The organism is Caballeronia sordidicola (genome assembly GCF_000729995.1).
Classification (GTDB): Bacteria; Pseudomonadota; Gammaproteobacteria; order Burkholderiales; family Burkholderiaceae; genus Caballeronia; species Caballeronia sordidicola_A.
This window is the reverse complement of the sequence record NZ_JNFG01000009.1, coordinates 72,555-97,454: the sequence shown is the minus strand read 5'-3', so window position 1 is coordinate 97,454 and position 24,900 is coordinate 72,555. Positions and strand designations below refer to the sequence as shown.

The following is a 24,900-nucleotide window of genomic DNA, read 5'->3' as shown; positions in this document are numbered from 1 at the left end:
CCCCGCTGTGGGGAGCTCTGTTACGGCGTCTGCCACCATGATGCTTACGCCACCAATGCCGAGCTGCACATACAAGAGAAGCTTTTGGCGGTCCGACGCACTTATCGCTGAAGACACCTCGTTGCTAGCGTCGCACACAGCGTTCTTCATCTCGGTGATGTCTCTCTCAACGAGCTTGACATCCGGTTTGCTTGTTATATCTCCACTGAACTGCCTCGCTCTTTTCATAATTACGTGCGCGAATTTTTCGTCCACACCCACTTGCGTGAGCGCCGTTATCGGCGGTTGTCAACGTAGTTGTCGCGTCACTTCAAGCAAACTGCTTTAGTTCTTCCGGCTGCATACGCTCCGGATTGAGCCAGACTTCATCCTTCAATTCCCAATTGCGCGTCGATCGGGACCAACGCTGTGGATTGCGCTGCCTGGCCTCTGCATAAACGGCTTCACGTTGCGCGAGCACTGCGGCGGCTACGCCGTTGTGGCGCTGCGCCGGCGTGACGAATTTCAGGCCGCTGTGTTTGTGCTCCTGGTTGTACCAACGCACGAACTTCTGCGTCCAGGCACGGGCCTCATCCACGCTGCCGAACGGCCTGCGTGGATAGTCGGGCCGGTACTTGCAGGTGCGGAACAGCGACTCTGCGTACGGGTTGTCATTACTCACACGCGGCCGGCTAAACGAGGCCGCAACCCCCAAGTTCTCCAGAGTGGCAAGCATCGTCGCACCTTTCATCGGGCTGCCGTTATCCGAGTGCAGCACCAGAGGACGTCCTGCCAGGCCCTCGGCCAGACTGGCACGCCGCATCAGCAACGCGGCCAGTTCCGCCGATTCGGCTTCATGCACTTCGTGAGCAACAATCTTGCGGCTGAACACGTCCAGCATCATGTACCAGTAGTAGTACTGTCCTTTGACCGCCGCCGGCAGCCACGTGATGTCCCACGACCAGACCTGATTCGGCGCTGTCGCACAATGACTGGTCACCACCCGGGTCGAAGGCTTGCGCGCACGACCCCGGTGATGCTGCTGCGAGGCGCTGCGCAGCACGCGGTAAAAGCTCGATTCCGACGCGACATACACGCCGCGATCCGCCAGGCTTGGCACGATCTGGCTGGGCGGCAAGCTGGCAAACTCCGCACTATTGGCTACCTCAAGAATCTGTTGCCGTTCGGCCTCACTCAGCTGGTTACCCGGCGGCGGCCGTTCGGTCGTGGTACGGCCATCGGCGTGCACCGCGTCACCGTCACCCACCCAGCGCTGGAACGTGCGCAGGCTCAGGCCCAGCTCGTCGCAAGCCTTCTCCAGCCGGCAACCTGACTGCGCCGCCTCGCGTATCAACGATATACATAACAGGCGATCCGGGACGTTGATCAATCGTCCTCTTTGTCTCCCCAGATCGCCTGGGCTTTTTTTCTCAGAATCAGCAGCGCAGCCGCTTCCGCCAGCGCCTTCTCCTTGCGCTGCAACTCCTTCTCGAGCTCCTGGATACGCTTCCTGTCCTCTTTCGACTGCTGGCGCTGCTCGCGTGCCAGCTCCGTGGCATTCGCATTCGCAGTTCGACAGGCGGCTCGCCAGGCAGATATCTGTTCCGGATAAAGACCCTTTCGACGGCAATACTCGGCCAGCTCCGCTGCATTGAGCGGCGCGGTTTCCAGCACTACTGCAAACTTGTCCTCCGAAAACCATGCTTCGGGATTCTTCCCATCGCCCGGCACGGCTAACCCTTGTCCTTTCGCCTGTCGGCGCCACGTGTACAACGTCTGTTCGGTAATCCCCGTTTCTCTGGCCAGCGCCGAAACCAGCGCGTTTTCCGGTGGCATCATGCGCCGCACCAGCGCTTCTTTTCTTTCTGCTGAGTAGGTTTTCATTCACCCTGATTTTACCGCCCCCGGACCATGTCTATAAGAATCAGATAACACGACAACTATTCTGACGCCGGGGGTTATTTCGGGCACGACGAAGCTGTCAGCAAGCTCTTGTGCCGCTTTGAGAGCCTCGTCCGGCACTTGTAATTTCGATTTCGAGCCTGCCTTATCGTTTAAGCGCCGTTTGAAGTCTTCATCTTTGTCCAGCCGACGAAGGGCGCCACATCCGTCTCGATAGGCTTGCAACACCTCTTGAGGACTCGATTTGTCGTCGAGTGCGTACAACGAGTTCGTTGCTTTCCCGAGATAATCGTATGAAGAACTGGCGTAGGAGTATTGCGACATTCCAGATGCGACCAAAGCGAGGACGAGTGCGCGAATAAACCTTCCAGTTGCCATAGCAGCCTCTCTTCTTGTTATTGCTTATAGCGCTCAATTGAGCGAGCTAAGACGCGAGGTCCTCGACTAGTTATAGGACCTCGCGCTTCTGTAAGCAAGCCGTTAGTGAATGCGACTGTGGTCGTCGAAACTGGTGCTCAACAATGAGGCCCTGCGGCCACCTCGCAAAACGCCACCGATGGGGTTCTCCGGGTCCAACTCGAAGTCGTCGTCGGGGTCACCCTTGAACGAATTGGCCTCATTCATCGCTTTGAGCAGGTCAAGCGACTCCCATTCGCTGTCCAGTCAAAGCGCAGCCGGAAGGCCGTGGGCCGACCGTACCGTTGCCGCCATAATCCACGCTCTGTAACCAAGATGGCCGCAGAGCTTCTTCATCTTGTGGAACGTGAGAAGCAAATCACTGACGTTTGTCGACCAGCAATCGACGATAGACAGCTCGTGAGCCTCCGATGCACGAGCGAGCTCTCGACATTCAGCCATAACCGACTTAGGCAGCATCCGCCAGTCGATGGCTTCCGAGAAGATGAAGTGAGGCATCCGTACCCGACTCATCGCGAGCGGATTATTGGAGCTGCCAAACTCTCCCCGAGCATCGTCTTCCGCATGTAGCGTCCTAACGCAGGAGCGCGCGTAGGGGTAATCGTCCTTTTCGTGCTAAATCTGGCGCTTCCTGCGCAGAGCCGTTATTTATAGCGCTGCCATCGGCTCAGACTGTTGTCAGGAGGTTCAAAAAACGCCTGCGATAACATACCTGCCCGCGACTGCGGATCGCGCGACCTTGACGGGAGGCAGGAGATGCCAGGTCTGGAATTTCGCTATGTGGGACAGGATCGCCTGCCCACCCGATTGTCCGAATTCGACGTGGAGCGCTACTTCGCGTTGACTGACAGCGACGTTGCCGCAGTCAACGAGCGTTTTCGGCGTGATCGTCGTGCCGGCGCGGCGATCCAACTGATCTTTCTGCGGGCCAGTGGCCACACACTCGATCATGTCGGCACACTGCCGCGCCAGTTACTGCACTATGTTGGCGAGCGGCTCGGCCTGCCCACTCCGACGATCGCCTCCCTTCGCACGCTTTATCAGCGCTATAAGACACTGTATGAGCATCAGGCCTGGACCTGCGAATATCTCGGCATGATGTCGATCAGCCCGAGCCGCTGGGTGGAACTTAAAGCGCGGATGCCACCGAATCGCTCACCCTCGACGAGTTGCTCCAGCATGCCCATTGCTGGCTGTATGAGCATCGCATTCTGATACCTGCCGAGCGGAAACTGCGGGATCTCGGCCGTGCGATCTGGTCGGATGTTGAACGCGGTCTGCTTGCACGTATCGAGGCAACGGTCACGCAAGCGCAGTTGGTGCACGCTGATGCCGTCCTCTCATCCCAGCACGGGACCTCCGGAATGAGAGTGCTCGAATGGCTGAAGACACCGCCGGCGCGACACAGCCCCACGACGCTCACCGAAACCCTGGAGAAGGTTCGATTCCTCAAAGAGCTCGGCGCGCATACGTGGGAACTGGACGCCGTGCCAATCGCAAAGCAGCACGCATACGCGCAGCGCATCCAGGCTCGCCGTCCTGCGAAGGTCCGCGAACTCAAGCACTGGACCCGCACCATCGAGCTGATCTTTTTCCTACGCATCACGCTGCTCGAGCTGACGGACGCGCTACTCTATCAAGCGGGGCGCCGGGTCTCCGACCTCGTACGGCAGGCTTACGATCGCACGACGGTCCGGCAGGCACGCTCTGCTATCGAATACCGGCAGCAACTGGACGCGATCAAGGCGCTGGTTCAGAGTGGCAAGCGTACGGCGCAAGAGCGTCTCGACGATATTGGCAAGTTGCTCGAGGATCTCGGGGACAGGCCACCAGCAAGTCACGCAGCCAGCGTACGCGAAACGCTCACCGACGATCATCACCGCATCCGCAATCTGCTGGGGCCGTTACGTGAGCTAGGCTTCGTGGGCCGCGAAGCGGAACCGAGCCTGCGACAGCTCGAACTTATCGGCACACTGCATGACAGCGGCGCGACCGAATTGCCACCCGACTGCGATGTGCCGGTCAGCGCCGCCTGGCGCGATCTCGTCCAGGGTGACGATCGGACGCGCGCGATGCGGGCACTGGAGGCATCGGCAATCACGGGTCTGCGCAAGGGGCTTCGCCGCGGCTCAGTCTGGATCAACCACAGCCTGTCGTTCCGGGAGCGCGACCAGTTGCTGATTCCACCCGCGCAATGGGAAAGCGAACGCGACCGCTACCTGTCGTCGCTCGGATTGCCGGGAACAGCGGAGCCGTTCATCGAACGGTTGACGGAACACCTCAAGGCAGGCCTGGCCGCGCTTGAGGAAGCGCGCGAGGCAGACCGCGTGACGATCGGCACCGACGGCGCGCTGGATCTGTCGGCGATCGAAGCGTTGCCGACCGATGGCATACCGAAACGCACGCGGGATCTGATATTCAGGGAGATCGGCACCGCACAGTTCGCCGACATGATCATGGAGATGGATGCCTACACTGGCTTCAGTGAAGTGCTCCGGTCACGCAAGGCGCGCGATGCGAACGAACTCGTCTCGCTGTACGTTGCGTTGATCGCCCATGGCACGGAACTGGACGCGAAAAGCGTTGCCGCCATGATCCCGCAATTGGACCCGGCGCACATTTCGACGGCAATGCGCTTCCTTGAGATGCCGGGTCGGCTGTGGCGTGCAAACGATCGCGTGGTGCAGTTCCAGCGTACGCATCCGATTACGGAACTCTGGGGTACCGGACGGCAGGCATCGAGCGACTCAATGAGCCTGGATACGTCACCGCACCTCTTTTATGCGCGGGTCGATCCGCGACGTCGCACCCATGCGGTGGGTATGTACACGCACGTGCTGGATCAGCACGGTACTGTCTATAACCAGCTTATCGTGCTGAATGAACGCCAGGCTGGAGTGGCGATCGAGGGCGTGATCCGCCACAACGAGAACCGCGACGACGGTGGACTGTTGCGACTTTCAGTAGACACGCATGGATACACGAACGTAGGCATGACAGTGTCGAAGCTGCTCGGTTTTGATCTCTGCCCGCGTCTGCGCAACCTCTCGGAACGCAAACTGCATCTGCCGAAAGGCGTGGCTGCTCCCGAGGGACTGGCAGCGGTCGTCGCCTACGAGATCTCCATCAAGGCGATTCGCGCTGGCTGGACGGAACTGCTGCGGCTCGTCGCATCGATTCATGCGGGACGCGTGAGCGCAATGGTCGCATTGCAGCGGTTCGGCAGCGCGGCGCAGGGCGACCCGGTGTACCGGGCAGCGGACCACCTTGGCAGAATGCTGCGCACGCTTTTCCTGTGCGACTACTTCAGCAACATTGAATTCAGGCGAGAAATGCATGCGCTGCTCAACCGCGGCGAATCGGTCCATCAGTTGCAGCGCGCGATCTACACCGGCAAGATTGCGCCGGAGCGCGGACGGCGCCGCGACGAAATGATCGCGATATCCGGCTCTTTGACGCTGCTGACAAATCTGGTCATTGCGTGGAATACGCGGCGTATCCAGGCAACCCTTGATCGTTGGCGAAGCAAGGGTCAAGGGGTTGACGACGACTGGCTGCGGCGGATGGGGCCGGCGCACTTCGCACATGTCAATTTCCGCGGGACGTTGAACTTTCCGATCGACCGCTATCGCGAGGTGCTGCTCGACGCAGCCCCGTGGCGACGCGTGGCCGGATCGTGAAGCGGTTCTGTAAAGCTGTAACGACGGAGTTGAACGGGACAACGCGCCTCTCGTCACAGAAGCAGTAGCTGCGACGAAACGTGCGCGCAACCACCAAGCGCATGGTGCGGATTGGCTAGCTGCACTCAATCACGCGCTTGCCGATCGGACGCGGTCGAACACAAGCGCCAGATTTTGCATCAAAAAGGGTGCGCTCCAGCAAAATGGGGAATTCGCATCCCATTGTTTTTAAAAGAAAAATCAAATCAAACCGCCAGATTTAGCACGAAAAGGACGAATACCCCTACCAGCGCGTCAGCAGCAGTGGCCTCAATCCAACTAGCAGGCTGAGGAGAACCATGGCAGCGTTGTTTGCACTAAATCCTGACTTGGGATACTGCTTCAGGCGGGTCAGAATTCAGTGCAAATCAAACCCACTTACCTCACTCACGCTTTCGTGCAGGCCCTTCGAGTTCTCTTGCGTCTTAACACTGGGAGCTCGAAGAGAGCCGCCTGAGTTTGGATCGGACTGGGCTGGCGCAATTGGGTCTGAGTGCGGCTGCACGTGAGCGGTCAATTGTCGCGTACTAACCGGTACTCGAACTTGCGGTATTTGCTACGCACGCCTCTTTTTTACGGCGACCAAGTTGGTGATCGAGACGGCGTTTTGCAGTTGACCGCAGCGTAGTTGTTGCCCTCCAGTTTCTCTGCTCAGTGAGTCCCCTGCTTCCACAGGCTTTCTCGTTGACAACTTTGCTTATGTAAAATTGTGTAGGAATACGATATATATTTTAGCGCACCGTAAGACTGATCAGTTGCAGCGCCCCTACCCTCTACATGTCTCATTGTCGTTGAAGCATCTCCAAGGACTGCGAGCAGCGCATCTCGAACCAATTTCTCCCTTCTCGCAACTCTCGCCCCTATCTCCTCTCTATGCTGCAGCCGCGTCAAAGTCAACCATGTGGACCAAGCGCTCGAAAAGCGGCGAAGACTCATAGAAGGTGCCACCGTATGCCGCGACGGTTGAGATCAGGCCGGTGCGCGACAGCGACCCGATGATCGCGAAAAAGTCAGCTTCACTTTCAAATACTCCGAGTGTCAACTCGCTCTTCATCGCGTCACGGGCTGCGATCCTTCTCTGGCCGATATCTAACGCATTGGTGCCCTTCCGCTCCCGCGCTTCGAGAATGCTTAGCTCCTCGACTTGCCATAGCTCTGTTCGTTCGACTTGACTCCAACTGGTTTGCCTTAATACTGCAGTACACGAACGTATTTTGTAACGAATGGCGCTCAATTACGCGGTAACTCGGGATGAAGATTTTCAGATAGCATTAGATCCTCGGATTGCATCATATTGCCAAAATTGGCCACAAAGAATCATGGAATCTGGGCTGAATTCTCCGGGATCAGATCGATGCTGAAACTCGCCACAACGATCACCTTCCACGAAAATTTTTATCCGGCGATGGAAAGGTAATTCAGCAAATCAGGCACTCTTGCCCGTAAAATGCGATACAAATCCCGAGGCAACAATAACGCCGATGTCACACCCTGAGGCTGACCAACCGACACGAGTTATCGCCGCGTCTCTTCCACAAGACATTGCGCTGGCGACCTCGTGTGCCCACACGATGGCGCTTGGGCTACCGATTCGTGAACGGGACGCGTCCTTCGCAGGAATGGGCATTCAGTGATTTCCGATACGCGTTCCACTCCGGTCACAGCCGACACCCGTCGGCAGGCAATCGATTCGCTGCGGGGCTACGACTATCAAATTTGGCGATCAATCGAGGCTTGGATGCAGCTCGGCGCTGGTCAATTGCTTTACCTGGAAGGCGCGGAAGACTTTGACCTCGTAGACGAAAACGGCGAAACCAGCACATCTCAGATCAAAAACTCCGGCAAGAACATCTCGCTCGGGTCCGGTGATGTCCGCGAAGCTATCGAGAATTTCTGGGCTCACCTCGAACGCAACCCAAGCCGGCCGATCAGAATGCGCTTCGTCACGCGAGGGGACGTTGGCTCGGAGAAAGGCGATCCGTTCCAAGGCGTGAAAGGAATAGACCTTTGGCGAATGGCGGCCGAAGGGGACGACGATGCCGCATCACGCGTTGCTCGCCATCTGAATTCAACCCTGCAGCCCCCAACCTTACGGCGGTTCCTTGACTCTGCCACCCCGGTGGAACTGCGTTCAAAGCTCTTCGAGCGCATCGATTGGGCGACAAAAGAACCCTCGACGGATGCGGTTCGGCTTGCCGTGGAACGGGAGGCAATCGATTTGGGCGACAAGCGGAACATCGACCACAACGAGTCGCTGAAAGCTGTCGACGGACTTCTCGCTCATTGCGTCGAAACGATCAAGCATCGCGACGTCAACTTACGCTCCCTGACCAAAGCAGATCTGCTCAAAGTGTTTGAGGCCAAAACGAGCGTGATGCTCCCTTTGACACGCGACCTCGTCTCTCTAATGGGCCGAGCGTTGGCTGCTGGGAGAGGCGCGACGCCGGGGCAACTGCCCTCGGTCTCTTTCTCATCCGCCACACTGGGGGTCGAACCTACGCTTCCGCGGTTCTGCTTGCCTCGTCGACCGCTTATCGAAGCGATCGTTCGACGAGGCTTCCCCGCGCTGATTGTCGGCTCCGAGGGGAGAGGGAAGACAACTGTCGCCAGCTTGGTCGGAAAAGAACTTGGCGGCGTCGATTGCTGGGTCGACTTGTCGGCATTTGACGCGTCCGCGCTAGCTTCTGCATTCGACCATCTGCTCCTGACAACTCGTGACCTGCCGTCCCGAGCAGTGGTTGTTGTGGACGACTTTCCGGTCGCAACCACGATCACGCAAGCGGTATGGACGCGATTCGGCGTGGTGGCCGAGCAGTGCGCGCGCCGCGAACAATTTTTGATTCTGACGGCGAAGGGAGTTCATCCTGAGGCAGTCGACCCTCGGCTGCGGACGGCTGGCATCCATATTCATGCAGTGCCCGACCTTTCGCGGGAAGAGATCGGCGAGTTCGTGTCTGCCCTAGGCTGCCCTAGCGACCAGAGCTTACAATTCGCCGCGGCAATTCTTGCGCGAAGCGGCGGCGGACATCCGAAGCTCGTGCATCTGCTGGGACTCGAATTGCAGGGCGCGGATTGGCACAATCCACCCGCCACATTGATGGAAAATCCGCCAGCAAGCATCGAGCAGGCGCGTGCGTTCGCTCGACGTGAGGCGGCGAGAACGCTTCCCGACACAGACCTTGACCTTCTTTACTCGCTCAGTCTCGCTCTGAGCACTTTAGACCGCGAGGCGGTCTTGTTAATTGGAGAGGAGTTCGTTGGACTGCGCTCGCCCGGAGATGCGCTTGATCGCATGGTCGGCCGATGGATCGAAACACAGTCATCTCACGAATACAAAATCACTGCGCTCCTCACTCAACAGGCCAAGCTGGTGTGGTCCCCCAAGAAGGTCGCACAAGCGCACGAGTGCATCTTCGATGCGCTCGTGCGCCGTCGCTCTATTTCAATGGACAAGGCTTTCGCGCTCTTCATGCACGCGTGGGAAAGCGGAGACGACAGTCGCCTTTCGGCTATTTTGTCCTCCCTGATTGACGAGAAGCGGGCGCTGCACGGTGCCGCCGCGGATTTGGTAACCCCCATTGTCTTTGTAGGGCGTGGCGACAGCGCAAATACGGCGCGGTTTAGCGCTCACACGATCGCTCTCTTGCGGCTGACACAATTTCGAATCGCAAAGCTGCGGGCCACAGCCGAACTCTCGCTCCTAGCCACGGAGTGGGAAGACTCCGTAGCGCGCATCCAAAATGCGAAGCAGCGAGACGCGAGCCAGTTCATGTGGGCCATGTCGGTGGCTGATTCACCGGATCAGTCGTTTGGGGCGAGAACCATTGTTCACGCTCTCGAAGAAATCAATCGCTTGGAACCTGCTATTCCCGAGGCGCCGATCAGCGAAGGGATGACCACTGAGTTATGCCCACGTGGCATAACGGCAGACGCCGATCTGATCGCCGCCCTCTTTGGCTTCAATTTCGCACGCTGCAAAGATTTGGACCAGTTGCGAGAATTCATTGGCGCGCTTGAGGCGACAACTCCTGCGGCTCGCGATCGGATGCTGAAGGCGTTCACCATCCCGATGTTCAGCAGAAACCATCTATTCGTCCAAGGGCCTTGGAAAAACGAGGCGAATCGAGAAGCGCCTCGCTGGCAGCTTGCCGAAGAGACGCTGCTCAGAATGCTTTCCCTAGCGGAGCAATGGAACGCGAAAGCGATGGGAGTTTCCGCCGCCAGATTGCTGTCGGTTCTCTACGAAGACCACCTGTCTCGCGGCGCAGACTCCCTTGCATGCCTCCGAACGGCCACCGAGAGCTTCGGCGACGCGCCCGTCTTAATAGCGCAGGAAGCCGCCGTCTACTTTGGAAGAAACGATTTCAAGCAAGCATTAAACTTGTGGAAAGGGTCGCTATGGCGCCCCACGTCCTCTGACGCCGATCTCGAACGCGACCCCCATGTTTTGCGCAAAGCGGCCTACGCAGCGGGAACCTCGGGAGATTTTGGCGCAGCGTCGGAATGGTTCGAAATCGCGTCGCAAAGCGCGAGCGAAAGCGCGATGCCGGCGATGACCGGAGGCGCGCTCTTCGATGCCGCATATTGCGCGTTCAAAGACGGGGCGCGCTCCCGTGTGGTTGGGCTTGTCGTTGCGGGACTGTCGGCGTTCGAGCGAGACTTTGACCCGGGCAAACAGTTCGACCTGTTTGCCGCCAAAAAGCTCGGCGGCCATGTGCTCCGCTGGATTTTGGAACAGCTTCGCGGCAAGTTCGAATCCGAACCGGTTGGCGAACCTCAACTCGGCCAGTGCAGCAACCCGCACCGCGACAAATCCATCGCAGAATTGCCCAAACTGCCGTCGGAGATGGCAGCGATGTTTGTGGTCGAAATCGCTTCGCTGCTGCGTGTCGAAGGCGAAGGTGTCGAGGCGCTTCGGGCCACCCTGTCCAATTCAAGGTTGGTGACGGCCGGATCCCTATTTTGGAACCTCTGCTGCGACGAGCTATTCGACCGAGGCCAATTCGAACAATTGTCAGATTGTCTTTACCATCAGAGCGAATACTATTGGCAATACTGGGCGCAAAAAAGAAACCAAAGCCATTCATTGCCGAGGGCTTTGTTGCCCTTTGAGGGCGAGGTGCTGGATGCCGATCGATCCGTTCCGATGGGCGTGGAATCGGTGTTCTGCCTTGCTCTGTTCATCCGAGCCCTCTCGGGCGGCTCAGTCGAGGAGCTCGCCGCTGCCTGGATCGCCGACCTCGGTGGTCTAGCCCACAGCGCGGTGCTTCTCGGCGAAGCGCGCGAGGCGTTACGTGCGATCTCCGTCGACCCCGTCGACGCGGGGAAGCTAGCTACGACCTCCGACGCAAACCCGATCGATAGATTGGGAGCCGTTTTCCGACTTCTCATGGAAAGCCGACGCAGCCCCGAGACAACGGCGCGGTGCCAAATTCGAGCTCTAAATTGGCTATCGACCTTGCCGAGCAAAGTTTTCCTCGACTCGGCGTTCAAACCCCTCGCCAAAGCTTTCTCGAACATGTGGCGAGAGCACGCGCGCACTCCGGCGTTGCTGCGATCGCCAAGCCTCTCGGTCCCATTGCTGCGAGAAGCGATTTGCGAAGAAGGAAATGCCCCTGAGCAGCTTGCGCAACTGCTCAGGGCCGCCTCGCTAGCAACGAGCGTGCAGCTCCCACAACAACTGTTTGATCAACTGAACAGCGCGGCTACGCTGCATCGAGCGCGCTTGCCATGGTAGTGCGGGGAAACCGAATTCATTAGACTGCGCCTCCCTATGAATCAATGACTTGCTAACTTTTTCGGTCGGCGCGTCGGCACTCGCGGCACCGAATTAGTTGGACTGGCCGGATTTTTGGCTGAATTTGATTAGGCTGGTTTTTCCCGCGCGGCACTGTGCAAGCAGCAAACTATCAAACCGATTCTGGAGAATTTCATGCTTGATTCTGTGAGCTCACTTGCGTTTGAAATGCAGGCTGGCAAGGGTATGTTTGCACTTTTACTTGGTTCCGGCGTGTCGCGTGCAGCCAAGATCCCCACAGGGTGGGACATAACTCTGGATTTAGTTCGACAAGTGGCTGCCTTGAGGGGCGAGGACGCCGGCGCTGATCCGGCAGGATGGTATCTCGCTATGCGTATGTCATAAAAACTTCTGTTTCGAATCCGTCCTTTCAAAAGCTCTGCTAAAGAGCAGGTGCATTTCGAAAACAAAAATTTTGAGCAACGCCTCACAACATGGTCTGAAAACGCATTTAGCTGTAAGCGCCAGAAACAGCTTGCCCTATGCCGGATTGAAGGTTGTCGAATACCCAAGTCGGATAGTATGTTTGCGGGCAAAATATCGACAACATATGAAACGGGGAGCTGTAGATCGCGATGGGCAAGGAATCAACGACGGTAGCGAGTAAGAACGGGGTTCGCGACGTTTGGAAGGAGGCAGAAGCCGCCATCAATTTCTGGCAGGCTCTTGAGTATCTTGCTCCTCAATCTCCTCCGGCCGTGAAGCTGGAAGATTCCGTATGGGAGTTCCCCGCCGATGCGCCGGAAGCCGAAATGCCGTGGAGCGACGCGAAGAAACGGACTATCCTGGACCGGCAGATTGGGCCTAACAGAAAGTTTCAGCTGTTCGCTGGCATTCTCGGAGGGAACTACTTCATCGAATCCGCGCGCCGGTACCTAGGCGCAGACCCGATCGATCAGTCCGAACTGAGGCCGGCGTCGCCTGCCGCATGCGTTGTCCTGAACGTCAATGGAAGGGGCATGGCGAGCGGGCAGGTGTTTGTCAGCACCGTGCCGTGGGCAATGGCGCAGATTTCCAGCACATCGGACCACGCTACGGCGCTCAACTTTCGAGGCTTCTTTGGAATTGAAGGGTTGGAAGAGGACGTCCGCAAGAAGGTCGAAGACCTGATGGTCGCGCGTCGGCTCCTTGCTAGAGTTCCGGGCGAAGACCCCAGCGTTGAGTCTACGCCGCCAGTTGTTGCGACTACCGCGACACCTCCGACCGCTGTTGCTGGCGACGAGACGCCTGCAGCCGTATTACCGGAATCCCGCCCCGAACCTCCTCCCCTCCGACCGGTAACGTCAGAAGACGTCCGCGCCATCACCGACCTTGTGTTTGAGCTATCGGGTTGGTATCCCGAGCAACAGGAGATGTGGCGCATCCAGGCGCAATGGGCACCCGAGAAAGACACGGGCGATAACGCGGCGTCCCAGGACGACCCGCTGAACAGCTTCTATGCAGAAGATCTGGAAGCCGTGGGTGATGCGGTTGCGAGTCAGAAAATCGGCGCTGGTTTGCGAGCCTATCTGAAGGGGGAGGATTCGATTGGGCGCGTCGATCTTGAGTCGCAGGTCGACCAGCTAATCGAGGGGGTACACCCGTCGAGGCTACCTGCCGGCTGCTGGCCAGCCAAATTCCCGCTCGTGACAGCACAGCAGTTCGCCGTCAATACTGTAATGAGCGACCTTTCTGCAAGCTCAGGCCTTTTTTCGGTCAACGGCCCGCCCGGTACCGGCAAGACGACCATGCTTAAGGACATCATCGCCGCAGTCGTTGTGGACCGAGCAGATGTTCTAATGGAATTCGATACGCCCGCCTCGGCTTTCCCGAAGCGCCTTGGCATCGAACAATACCAGTACCCGGTGTATGAGCTCGATGCTCGTCTGCGGGGCTTTGGGATTGTGGTGTCGTCGGCCAATAACGGCGCGGTGGAGAACATCACGAAGGAACTCCCGGGGCTGGCTGCGATCGCGCCGGGAATCGACATAGATTATTTCTCTATGGTGGCCGATTCAGCGGCCGCGCCGCCGAAGGCGAAACAACGCGCTCCGAAACGCGAGCGTTGGGGCCTCGTCACGGCCGTCCTGGGGAACAAGACGAATCGGAGCCAATTTGCGACCCGGTTCTGGCTCTCGGGCCTGCCGCAGAAGAAAAACGAAGGGAAACCGCCCGAACCCGATCCGCTGCGCTTGAGATCTCTGCAGGATCTCGTGAAGACGGGAGAGCACGGAGCGCTGCCATGGGACGAAGCCTGCAGACAATACCGTGAGGCGCGCAAGAAAGTGGATGCGTTGACGCGCGTGGCATCCGAGGTCGCCGACGCAATTCAGCAGAGCGCGCGCGCAACGACAGCAAGGAACGTTGCCTTGACTGCGCTGACGGAGAATCAGCATGCCGTCTCACGTCACAAGGAGCGCCTGCATAAAGCACAGGCGTTCCTGGACACCGCGCTCGCCGCGAGCGAACGGGCTACGCGACACGTTTTGGCCTGCACAAAGTGGAGCGACGCCGAAGCCCAGGCGAGAACGGAGCAGAGAGCCTACGATCTGCTTCGGGAAGACGTGGTGCCGGGAGCTGTGGCCGACGCCGGTGACGCACATGAGCGCTCGCTAGCGGCGATACGAGGCGTTCAGTCGGACATCGAATTCCACTATCGGGGCAAGCCAGGATTCTTTTCGGAGCTCTTTCGCACGCAGTACAGCCGCCGCTGGAATGCCCGCGGTGTTGAGCTCGATGAGCAGCTCCGCATGGCGCGCGCAAAAGAAGCCATTGCTTCGGATCGAATCGCCAACAAGGAAGGCCGCGCGCGAAAACTCGACACACAGGCGGAGGTCCTGACGGCGGCCCAGGAACAAGCGGCAACGTGCAGGACAGAGGCCCAACGTGCAGGAGTCCCTATCGACGACCAGCCGAGCCGTGCGGACATTGACGGGCTGCTCGAACGGCTGATTCAGGCACGCAATCACGCAGCCAGCGTCGTTCTCCAGTCACGCGACACGGTGAGCGAGGCGCAAGCCCTCGTCGATGCAACACAGCGGCGCATTACTGAAGCTCAGGCTCACGTGTTGCGGGCCGAGGCTGACCTGAATCAGGCGCAGTGTGTACTGTCCGCCTCTCAGGTTCCCGCCGAAAAGATACGGCAATGGGATCTGTCAAAGCTGGAACGCGAGACATTGCATCGCGCGGCCCCCTACGATTTTCCGGAGCTGTTTGAGGCTCGGCGCGACGTTTTCATCGCGGCGATGAATCTCCATCAGGCTTTCGTCGTGGCGGCCTGGAAACCACTTTCCGGCGCCCTCAGCGCGTTCGTGAACCTGCTTCAAGGTAACCTCAACGTCACTCAGATCACGAAAGGGCCGATCCATCTCTGGGACGCGTTCTTTCTGGTGGTGCCCGTGGTCTCCACGACCTTTGCGTCTTTTCCGCGGCTATTTCGCGGAGTGGGCAGCGAGCAACTCGCATGGCTAATGATCGACGAGGCAGGCCAGGCCACGCCTCAACAGGCGGCAGGCGCTATCTGGCGCAGCAAACGGTCGGTCATCGTGGGCGATCCGCTGCAACTGGAGCCGGTTGTCGGTGTGCCGCAGGAAATGATGGCGCCGTTGCTTCGCCGCTGCTCGGCTGAACCCCACTGGGCGCCGCCGCTTGCGTCTGCGCAGACGCTGGCTGATCGCGCCAACCGCTTCGGGATGTATATCGGGGAGCCGGACACAGATGAGCGGAAATGGCTCGGGTCCCCGTTGCTTGTCCACCGTCGCTGTCTCGATCCCATGTTCCGCATCGCCAACAGCATCGCGTACAACGACAAGATGGTTTACGGCACAGGCGAGGATACCGGTCCAGACGGGATCGGGTCGAGTTGCTGGGTCCAGGTTCCGGCGGAGCATTCTGACGGTCATTGGGTTGAAGCCCAGGCGTTACGCGCAATGGAGTTGGTCGAAAGACTCTCGGGCGGCGTGCTCAAAGAAAATGGGCAGTTCAAGGTCTACGTCATCACGCCTTTCCGCGCGGTTGCCGCCAAGATCCGACAGCGACTCCATCGCCGCTATGGCGAAGAAAGCAAAGGGATGGCGGGAACCGTCCACACCTTCCAGGGGAAGGAGGCCGAGCACGTGGTTTTCTTGCTCGGTGGTAATCCGTCCAGCCCGGGTGTGATTTCGAGTTTTGCCGGCGCGAAGCCAAACCTCGTCAACGTTGCGGTGACGCGCGCCAAGCGCCGGTTGTATGTGGTCGGCGACCGTCGCTTCTGGACCGGTTCATCCGACGTGCACCGCATCTTCAACCGCATGGCAGAGCACCTGGATGATGTGGTGGATGAAGTCGAGACCGTCGTGTGACGGATGCAACGTAGATTGCTAGATCGCCAGGCTTGCATCCTAGGATGTAGTCACGAATGAGCGTTACTTTCTGCATAAGAAGTTCGCCGCCGAAATAATCCGCTTGCTCCGTCACGCCGAGATCCCATGAACTCTATACGCGGGGCAGTCCGCTTTCTGGGATTGCCGCGTGGCTGGTCGGGCAGGCAACGGCAGCGGCCGCGGGATACCCCTGGACTGTGGGATAGTCTTGAGACCCTAGGCGAGGCGGCGAAGTTAGCGCCTCGAGACGAAGGGCTGGATGTCGATCCGCCACGGACCGTTCACCTTGATCACCGATTTTCATCGCAGCAGCTTGATTCGCTCCTGAAGAGCCAGTGCGGTCGGGCTGTTTTTCGCTACCAGCGCCGCGGCAATTTCGACAAGTGCCTGTCGAGCTTCGTGGTCCTTGACCAAGGCCTGCGCGTTCTGATTCAGTAATGTATTGAGAAGCTCGATGATGGCCTCGCCCGCATTGTCGCGATACCAGCGGCTGGACGGATTTTGGGCCTTGAGCAACGCAGCAATCCACCTTAATCCATCGAGTCGAAGCGGTGCACCAAAATCCGCCGCGAGAAAATAGCAAAAGCGTGTGACGCAATCTTCGTCGCGCCCCATATGAAGCTGCGCCCAGCGCTCGTAGACGTCGCGCATCCGCAAGAGCGCGCCTGCCCCCAGTCGCTGAAGCGTGTCCGCGTGACCGAATCCGAGCAAATCGCAAATAAGTCGCTCGCCATAGAACCAGAAGCGCCCCTTGCCCCAATTCGCCGCGAGTCCATACTCGACCATCGCCCGCCAAACGCGCTCGAATGCCTCTGGATCATCTCCCTTCGATAAACGAAGGAAGATGCCATCGATGAAATGATGAAGTGCATAGTGCGCTTCAGGTCCGTGCGCCAACACGGACTCCCAGAGTATCCGGGCTTCGGGTTCGTGCGTCGTGATCGAGAGTTCGCCGAGCTTCAGGAGCACGTCGTAGCCGAAGTGGCTCGGAAGGTCATACTCGCCATCATCGTCCCTGGCACGCTGCTTTGCACGCTCCGCCTCATAGGTCCAAAGACGCGCGACAAGCCTAGCGTCTACATTGCCGTCACTTGTGCCGGTCCCCCTGACGAGCCAGTGAAATAGAACTCCGAGAAAATGCCAGTCCAGCCCCATCCCGGTCTGACGTTCAGGGTTCCCCTGCCACCGATTTTCGCCTGACATAAAAGCACGCATCCGTCGGTTGAAGTCCAGTCGCTCGCAGCCGTCGACGACGCGCGTCAATCGGAGGTCGTCGGCGCTGGCGTCCTTTCCTCGCAGCGGCATGCGTCTCAGTCGTGCAAGCCACACTCCCCACACCCGGTGAGCGTTATCATCGTCTCCATGGTGGGGCGACAGCATGACCAGCCCAGACCACAGCACGCCTGCTTGCAGAAGCCTCCACCACGTGGAGCCAAGCCGATCGCGGTATGTGTACGCGATGTCGACAATCGTGGCCGCGGCTCCGGAATTACCGCTCGTGAGAATCCGAAGCACCGCCCCTTCCCATTCCGCCGACCGGTCGTTGTTCTTCATCCAGAGATGCATGGCGGCGTAGGCCACGAACTTCAGTTCGTCGTGGTGATGCCCCATCCGGCTATCGCGGATAGCTTCTGCCGTGGACCCTATCGCGGCAACGGTTGTCTGAACGATTGAGGCGGCATGCTCGTTAGCCTCCGGCGACTTCGCCAGCCAACTGTCACCTGAGACGATGAGGGTCGTAGCGAGCGCAAGTTCACATTTGGCTCTGGCGGTTAAGTCGCTCGTAACGTCGCTCTGGCATTCCCGCAGAAGCGTATACAAGCCCGCGGCTTCGTCATCGCCGACTGCTCCCTGCGCCCGCAGGAGCTTCTCGCATTGTTTCGGCAGCAGCAGGTATTGGAGTGGCTTTGCATTTTCGTCCTGCCATGATTCGACTTCGAGGCGGAGATCGTCGGGACATGAAAAAACCAGAGCCTCAGTACCCGTCTCGGCATCAGGCATTGGCCGGTAGTTTTCACGATCGAGCATCGCGAAGATCAGTCTGAACTCCAGAGACTCCTTGGGACCGTTCGGAATCGGCCAGGTCGGAATCAATGCCTGAAGTCGCACCGCCATCGCAGCATCGGATTTCAAGAGACCTACGACGACGTCCACCAGCGTCTTCTGTCGGTGAGGTGCCAGCGCCCAGCTACGCGCGAACTCGAACAGGACGTCACCAGACTGGGGCCCGCTCCACGCCATAAATTTGAGCTCAACGTGTTCGACGCGGGCACTGTCCCAATAAAATGCACACGGGTCTGTCAGCAGCGGTAAAAGAACCCCAGTGAACAATGAAGGACAGTGTTTTCCAACATTGACAAGCAGGCCGATAAGCGCTGCTGATGTGCCGTCGGAAAGTATCCGCTCGATATACGGCGCCACATCCGCGCCGGCGTCGAGTTGAAGCGTAAGCCAGCGCTCGAGCGCATCCAGCGCGCAGAACAGATTGCCGTTGCGGAGCGAATGGGTCTGGGTCCAGTCGAAGACGCTCCATCCACCATCGAAGGTCTTCTCCTCACCGTCCGCTAGCTGTAGCGTCAGGCCTGGTGGAGAACCCTCACGCCCCCTCATCACTTCGGCGACCCATCGTTCGGTGCAGAAATTGACCAGTGCCACCAGTGCCTTGAGTGCTACATCAGGTGCAATCTGCAGAAACGAAAAGAACGGGCTCTTCCAGAACGCTGTCGGGTAGCCATCCCGCGCGTAGTCGAGGCCCAACTCGATTTCGTGCCGGCTCGAACCGTACTCTCGCTCGGGCTGGTCTTCGACAATGAGAGCGAGTAACACCTCGGCCGCGATGTCCGGACGCGCACGCATCAGCGGTTGCATGGCATTGCCCTTGAGGCACGCCTCCCGGAAGTCCCTGTCTATCCGCCGTCGTGCGCCCAGGGGCCAGGAAGGTAGCTTCTCGCGGCTTGAGCCAAAGACAGGCGACATTCGGCGCTTCGCCTCATGCTTTTCCCGGTACGCCACATCAGTCCGAATCCGCTCCGCGCGCTGCTCGGCTTGTTGACGAACAACGTCGGCAATCCGCGCGCTGACCTCGTTGGAGATTTCTCGCCGGCCCGCGAGCTCGAGAGCCCAGGCGCCTACGTCCTCTGGCATGTCCGCAGCCCCGGCGAGCGCGGCCGTAATGAGAAGTGGCTCTCGGTCGACATAGATAACGCCATGCCCCTTCGCGACCTGAACCGTCCGCGCCATGGCCAAAGCCATTTCAGTAAGCTCGCGCCGAAACGGCATCAGCGTTCCGTTTGACAGCTCACGCGGAGTTCCAGTTAGCCAGGTCTGAATACTCCTGGCGATCGCGGACGATACGGCCCCTCTCAGTTTTTCCCGTTGCGCTATGAGGAATCGAAGCACTCGCGGCCAGCGGCCGATGATAATCGAGCGAAGCTGCGCGTCCATGTACAAGCCAAGCGACGACATGTTGCCTGGAACGCCGCCTGTCGGCACGGTTCCGATGTGGTGGAACCGGATGAGCAGTCTGGTGAGGTGCTCGGCGTTGTTCGCAAGCAGCAAATCAACGCGCTCTGACAGAAACATCTCGGCTTCAGGGTCGAGACAAAGAGCGTCAAGAAGAATGTCTCCCGCGGGACGAAGCTCAGTCGCCTGAGCAGAAGCGAATGCGGTGTCCCAAGCCGTTCCAGTCTCCGCAGGCTGTCGCAGCAGAAACTGGCCCAGCATCCGAAGCGAGTTGGTCCAGAGAGGGTTCACCGCGAGCGCCGCCCACTCAGCCACATCAGTCGATATCTGCTTGAGGAACTGGAAGCGAGCCCAATCGGCGGCGAGGTCGTGCTCGAACTCAATACGGTTGGTTCGGCGGTTCAGGTGAAGAGGCAGTTCAGCAGGGCTCTGCGTGAACGTCGCAGCGTCGGCCTGCTCGAGGTCGCTAAGCGGGAAGCTTCTCTCGAAGGACGCTTCACGCTTTGCGAGGCGCATCACGAGTGCCTGAACGTCTGGGCGGTTTCCGGTCCAGTAGTCCCACAGACGATCAGAAATAGCGGTATGTGACGCAAGGCCACTCGCACTTGAGCCAAGCGCAGAGCCGGCCTGGACCACCCAGCCCAAGGTTCTGAGGTTGGTCAGCGCTGAAACGGTATCGTCGTGGGCGGGCAGCCAGCTAAGGGAGGGCGACGCCCACAGCGCTAGCATCACATCCAGGTTCGCGACGAGCTCAAGTTCGACCAGCGCGGCTCGGCGGTCGCCGAGCATGTCCCCGGCACCTTCGACCCAGTTCTGGGTCTGAGTGATGACGACAATACGCCATACGCCGCCAGCCTGTTCCGCCGGCGCGAGGATAGCCTGGAGGAGCCGCCGGATGATGCCGAGCTCTGCGGGGTCGATACGTTCGGCCGAGTCGATGACCAGAACGTTTTTCGGATTGACCGTTGCGTTAAGAACCAGCGCCAGTTCATGCCTGAGCGGAAGCATGCCGCGCCGCGTAGCGCTGAGCGCCGTCTCAAGATCGTCTGGACCGAACCAGAGTTGCGTCCATGCCCCAAACTGCACGTCGAGCACGTTCTTGACGAGCGCTGACTTACCAGAGCCCGACTCACCGAATACCACTGTGACAGCATTCCCGGAAATCTCACTTCCAAGTTTCGACTTCTCTGCAGTTCGCGGAACGCTATAGCCCGAAGGTAGCTCTGTCTCTATCCGCGCCTTGTAATCGGAAGTGATATTCGAGAGGGTTTCCCAATCGCGCTTGTAATCAGGATGGGGGTGAAGGTCGAACTCCATGCGGAGCATCGACCAGAGGTCCAGAAGGTTAATGGTTCCACGGCGGAGGCGTATCTCCGTTGCAACGTTGACGAGCCACTGCCAAAGTTTCTCTGCTTCCGGCGCGTCGCCACTTGCCAGGAGCTGCCGGCATTGCGCGATTGCCTGATTCCTGGTTTCCGAGTGCGGGAGTTGCAAGTCGACAGGCAGCACATGCAGGCGCCGGATGAGTTCAATCGTCTCTTCCTCAGACGCCTCCGGGCCATTCTTGTCCGGCTTCCGTACACTGTTGAATACTTTGGCCTGCCCGGGATTGCTCCGGATCCGACCCATCGTGAGCGCTATGTCGGAGCCGGTACATGCATTCTTCACTTCCCGCCAGTTCGGGTCGAAGACGCGATGCACGCCCTGTGTTATGAGTGCCATGCCGTCTGCCGATCGGCTCATCGGACTTTGCGGTGCGCGCCACTGCTCCCACGCACGCTTCACGAAGTCTGCGGGCAGCCCCGATGCGTTGACCTGCAGGTTGCCCTTCGCGGAGATGGCAAGCTGCCCGCGCGCTCCTGTGTTATGCAGGATCGTCAACAAAAGGTCGTCGATTTGCCACCCTAATGCTGAGACCTGCGCCTGAAGCTGTATTCCTGCCCCGCCGATTGCAGGCGCCTGCTCGCCCATCAGCATTTTCACCAGAAGCCAGGCGTTAATCAGATCCTCAAACTCAAATCCGGCACCACTCGTCGACCGCAGGGTCGCGGGTGCGCGCTTCTTCCTGGCTGGCGTCTTCGGCATCGCTTATGTCGGTCCAACAATGGACAAGGAACAAAGACTAGCAGCAATCAGTTCCGCTTACGTGGAAGCAAGGGGGTAAACGCGCCGCCGGCTCAAAATGAAAAAGCGCCTGCCGTCACAGTTCATCCGCACCAGTATCCTCACGCCGGGAGAGTTTACAAGCGTCCCCCTAAAGCACTTGCTTCTCCCCAACGTAATCCAACTCTCTCAATGTTCACTGGGAGAACGGCGCTCCGCCTGATAACGAGGTGCGTTCGTAAGATGTATATCCATTCGCGCGCTACGTTCCAGCGCGGCAGAAGCGACGCGCCGTAAGCCGTTCGGCCGACAGCGCGTCATCTGACTGCACACCGCTTTCGCAACATCCCGCTAACGCGGCTCCGGGGCGGTTCAATAGCCCATTTGACGGCGCTTCTGAATATCCAGCCGCGTTTGCATTTTCCGGGTTTATTCGCCATACGCGTCGAATAAGAATTGCGAATGAGACACCAACGTCGGATACGGACCCGACGCAATCAAGATTGTCGTGTTCGCTGCGATTTGCGCACCGGGCCGATGCTCTTGCGCAGGCCCGCTGTCGGCTTCGCTGCGGGTGGCTTCTGCTTGGAAGCGGCATGCGTCAGCGACAACGCCAGTTGGTCTCGTTGCTCACGCGCCTGCGCCGCTTCATCGATATAACGCGAGTTCGCGGTGCGCAGCGCGTCCAAATTACCCTCTAGAACACCGACCTGCTGACGCAGATCACCGAGTTGCCCCTGCAGTTTCTGCACCTCATCCCGTTGCCGGGTACTGCCCTGCTCCGCTTTACGGGTAACCGTATCAAGGTCCTTCTGCAAACGTGCGGCCGCCTGCCGCTCGCGATCGATTTCCAGCAGCGCCCGGGTTTCGGCGGCTTTGAGCCGCTCCTGCGCCCCCTTGCTGTCAGCACGCAGCTTGTCCAGTTCAGAAGCGAAGTCATGTCGGGCGGTTTCCAGCGCCCGCTGCAACTGCTGCTCGTCCTGTTGCGCAAGGCCCAGATGGTCCCGCAGCGCTGATGCAGCGGCGACGGAGATGGCCAGCGCCTGGTCCAGTTCCTTGACGCGGGTCTGCGCTCCGTCCAGCGCGGCCGCACTGCCCGTCAGTTCCTGGCGCAACAGGTCGCGCTCGGCTTCGGCCCGAGTCTGCTGAGAATGCGCATCCGCAACCGAGCGTTGCGCCTCGAGCTGCGCGGCGGCCAGTTGGTCCTGCGCCATATCGACCGCACGCGTCCAGAGCGCCGCGGCCAATTCTCCGGTCGCGGACTGCAGCTCCGTCGGCAGGTCGGGGTGTTCGATGCGCACCCGGCTCTTTTCACGCAGAGTAGCCCAAAAGCGCGTCAGCGCCTCAGCCGGCGCGCTCATGCTGCCCTTCTTCACCAGTTGATAGAGCCGGTTCGCGGTGGGCGCAATGCCGTGCCGGAAAAACAGCAGCACGCAGACCTCGCGATACAGCTCCTGGGTGCGCGGAAACTGTGCGCGCAACTGGTCGATTTCCGCGTGCAGCTGTGCTTCCAGGGCGAGTGAGGCATCCATGGCGGGCCGCTCCGTAGAATGAATGTGTTGATAATATAACGTATAACGTAAATTACCTTGATATTAAATAGAACATTTAGACATTATGACGATAATGTCAAGTAAAATGACGCATTGCGTAAATCGACCACGTCTCGTTGGTTAAAGCAAATTTGTACCTTTTCTTAAAGTAATTTTGTTCCCAGCCCCTTCGCCGAAATCGTCGTGCTGATGCACCCGGCAGCAGGTGTTGGGCTCAACCGCCGATCAGCGACGAGGAACATTGATGGGCACGAACCAGCGGCTTTCGCGTCCGGGACGCCGGCAACCATACAACATTGCTTAAAGCGTCGGCCTAAGGAACAATTTTGGTTAAAACTTTTTAAAGCAATTTTGTTCCCAATGATTGACGTTGCCGCCAACTTGCCACTACCTGACGGGAACAAAATTACTTAAACCGACGTCTTCGTCGCCATGCCGTTTCCTGAGCCCCTCCCAATATCCGACGGCGCCCTTTTGTCGCCTAAGCCACTCGAACAGCTATCTCTGCCGTCCGAACTGGACGGTGGCCTCGGCACGAACCGCGCGCTCGGCGCTCAATCCCAGATTGCCGCACAGAGCGACGTCGACGCGATCCGGGCGTGGCTCGCGCGCTTCGTCGAGACAAAAGCAACCTTCGACACCTATCGCAAGGAGTCCGAACGCCTGTTGCTGTGGTCGACGACCGAACTGCGCAAACCGCTCTCCTCGCTCACGCACGAAGACTTGCTCATCTACCGGCGGTTTCTGGCGGATCCACAACCCGCACAGCGCTGGGTCATGGCCGGTCGCAAAGTGGCCCGCGCGGACCCGTCTTGGCGGCCGTTCGCCGGTCCGCTCTCTCCCAGCAGCGAACGACAAGCGTTTGTGATTTTGAATACCCTGTTCGCTTGGTTGGTCAACGCCGGCTACCTGGCTGGCAATCCCCTGTCTCTCTCGCGCCAGCGCGCACGCAAGGCCAAGCCACGGGTGACGCGCTTTCTCGAGGACGACCTCTGGCAGGCTGTCAAAACCTCAATCGACACGATGCCACGTGAGACTGCACGCGAGCAGGAACACTATGCACGGGTGCGCTGGTTGATCTCGCTCTTGTATTTGATGGGCCTGCGCATCTCGGAAGTCGTGAGCAATCCGATGGGGGGCTTTTTTAGGCGTCGCGATCGCGACGGCCAGGACCGCTGGTGGCTGGCGATCACCGGCAAGGGCGACAAGGAACGTTTGCTGCCAGCGACGACCGAACTGATGGCAGAGCTGACTCGCTACCGCCGACACTACGGTCTGGCTGCCCTCCCCTATGGCGGTGAAACGACACCGCTGCTGCTGCCGATTGGTGGCACACCGCGGACGCTGACCCGCGGTGCTGTGCATCTGATCATTAAACAGGTGTTCGACAACGCGATCGGGCACTTGCAGTCCACGGGCGAAGCGCACGAGCGCGCATCCGACCGATTGCGCCAGGCGTCCGCCCATTGGCTGCGTCACACAGCGGGCTCACACATGATGGATGGGCAAGTTGACCTCCGATACGTGCGGGACAACCTGGGGCACGAATCGATCTCGACGACCAGCCAATATTATCGGCCGAAAGTTGTTATGTGCAGTCTCGGATCCCGCTCGCGATAGCAAAGGGT

At 59.1% G+C, this 24,900-nt stretch carries 11 protein-coding genes; 6 read left to right on the top strand and 5 right to left on the bottom strand.

The annotated features are described in order from the left end of the window. Positions 1-310 precede the first annotated feature (310 nt). Positions 311-1,863 (bottom strand): IS3 family transposase gene (locus FH08_RS0109840; protein ID WP_235210323.1). Its coding sequence is split into 2 segments (ribosomal slippage): positions 311-1,401 and positions 1,401-1,863, totalling 1,554 coding nucleotides; the frame shifts between segments, so codons are not numbered across the junction. Further along, on the bottom strand, positions 1,864-2,259 hold the full coding sequence (locus FH08_RS0109830; RefSeq protein WP_031358159.1) for a hypothetical protein: 396 nt from the start codon (positions 2,257-2,259) through the stop codon (positions 1,864-1,866). A 795-nt stretch (positions 2,260-3,054) separates the two neighbouring features. On the opposite strand from FH08_RS0109830, the gene FH08_RS53285 reads away from it, so the two are divergent. Both FH08_RS53285 and FH08_RS48290 read left to right on the top strand, forming a co-directional pair. After that, positions 3,055-3,513: a DUF4158 domain-containing protein gene (locus FH08_RS53285; RefSeq protein ID WP_235210322.1), complete on the top strand. Its 459-nt coding sequence runs from the start codon at positions 3,055-3,057 to the stop codon at positions 3,511-3,513. After that, the gene (locus FH08_RS48290; RefSeq protein ID WP_235210321.1) at positions 3,468-5,978 is read left to right on the top strand and encodes a Tn3 family transposase; all 2,511 of its coding nucleotides are present in this window, start codon (positions 3,468-3,470) and stop codon (positions 5,976-5,978) included. The genes FH08_RS53285 and FH08_RS48290 overlap by 46 nt, the downstream gene beginning before the upstream one ends. A 910-nt stretch (positions 5,979-6,888) precedes the next feature. On the opposite strand, the gene FH08_RS51745 is transcribed toward FH08_RS48290, so the two are convergent. Further along, positions 6,889-7,251, bottom strand: a complete 363-nt coding sequence (locus tag FH08_RS51745; RefSeq protein WP_152602777.1) for a hypothetical protein — start codon at positions 7,249-7,251, stop codon at positions 6,889-6,891. Between the two features lie 396 nt (positions 7,252-7,647). Between FH08_RS51745 and FH08_RS0109805 the strand changes: the two genes are divergently transcribed. The 3 genes from FH08_RS0109805 (at position 7,648) to FH08_RS49380 (ending at position 16,133) form a co-directional block, all read left to right on the top strand. Beyond that, on the top strand, positions 7,648-11,754 hold the full coding sequence (locus tag FH08_RS0109805) for a hypothetical protein (protein ID WP_031358156.1): 4,107 nt from the start codon (positions 7,648-7,650) through the stop codon (positions 11,752-11,754). Positions 11,755-11,949: 195 nt separating this feature from the next. Next, positions 11,950-12,159, top strand: a complete 210-nt coding sequence (locus FH08_RS53280; RefSeq protein WP_051888053.1) for a hypothetical protein — start codon at positions 11,950-11,952, stop codon at positions 12,157-12,159. Between the two features lie 230 nt (positions 12,160-12,389). After that, a complete protein-coding gene (locus tag FH08_RS49380; RefSeq protein WP_031358154.1) occupies positions 12,390-16,133 on the top strand; it encodes a DEAD/DEAH box helicase in 3,744 nt (1,247 codons plus the stop codon). A gap of 321 nt (positions 16,134-16,454) precedes the next feature. Here FH08_RS49380 and FH08_RS51295 read toward each other — a convergent pair whose 3' ends face one another. Further along, a complete protein-coding gene (locus tag FH08_RS51295) occupies positions 16,455-21,587 on the bottom strand; it encodes an ATP-binding protein (RefSeq protein ID WP_235210320.1) in 5,133 nt (1,710 codons plus the stop codon). 629 nt (positions 21,588-22,216) lie between these two features. Continuing rightward, a complete protein-coding gene (locus FH08_RS0109785) occupies positions 22,217-23,251 on the bottom strand; it encodes a DNA-binding protein (protein WP_051888051.1) in 1,035 nt (344 codons plus the stop codon). 453 nt (positions 23,252-23,704) lie between these two features. Between FH08_RS0109785 and FH08_RS0109780 the strand changes: the two genes are divergently transcribed. After that, positions 23,705-24,892, top strand: a complete 1,188-nt coding sequence (locus FH08_RS0109780; protein ID WP_081889421.1) for a tyrosine-type recombinase/integrase — start codon at positions 23,705-23,707, stop codon at positions 24,890-24,892. Positions 24,893-24,900 lie beyond the last annotated feature (8 nt).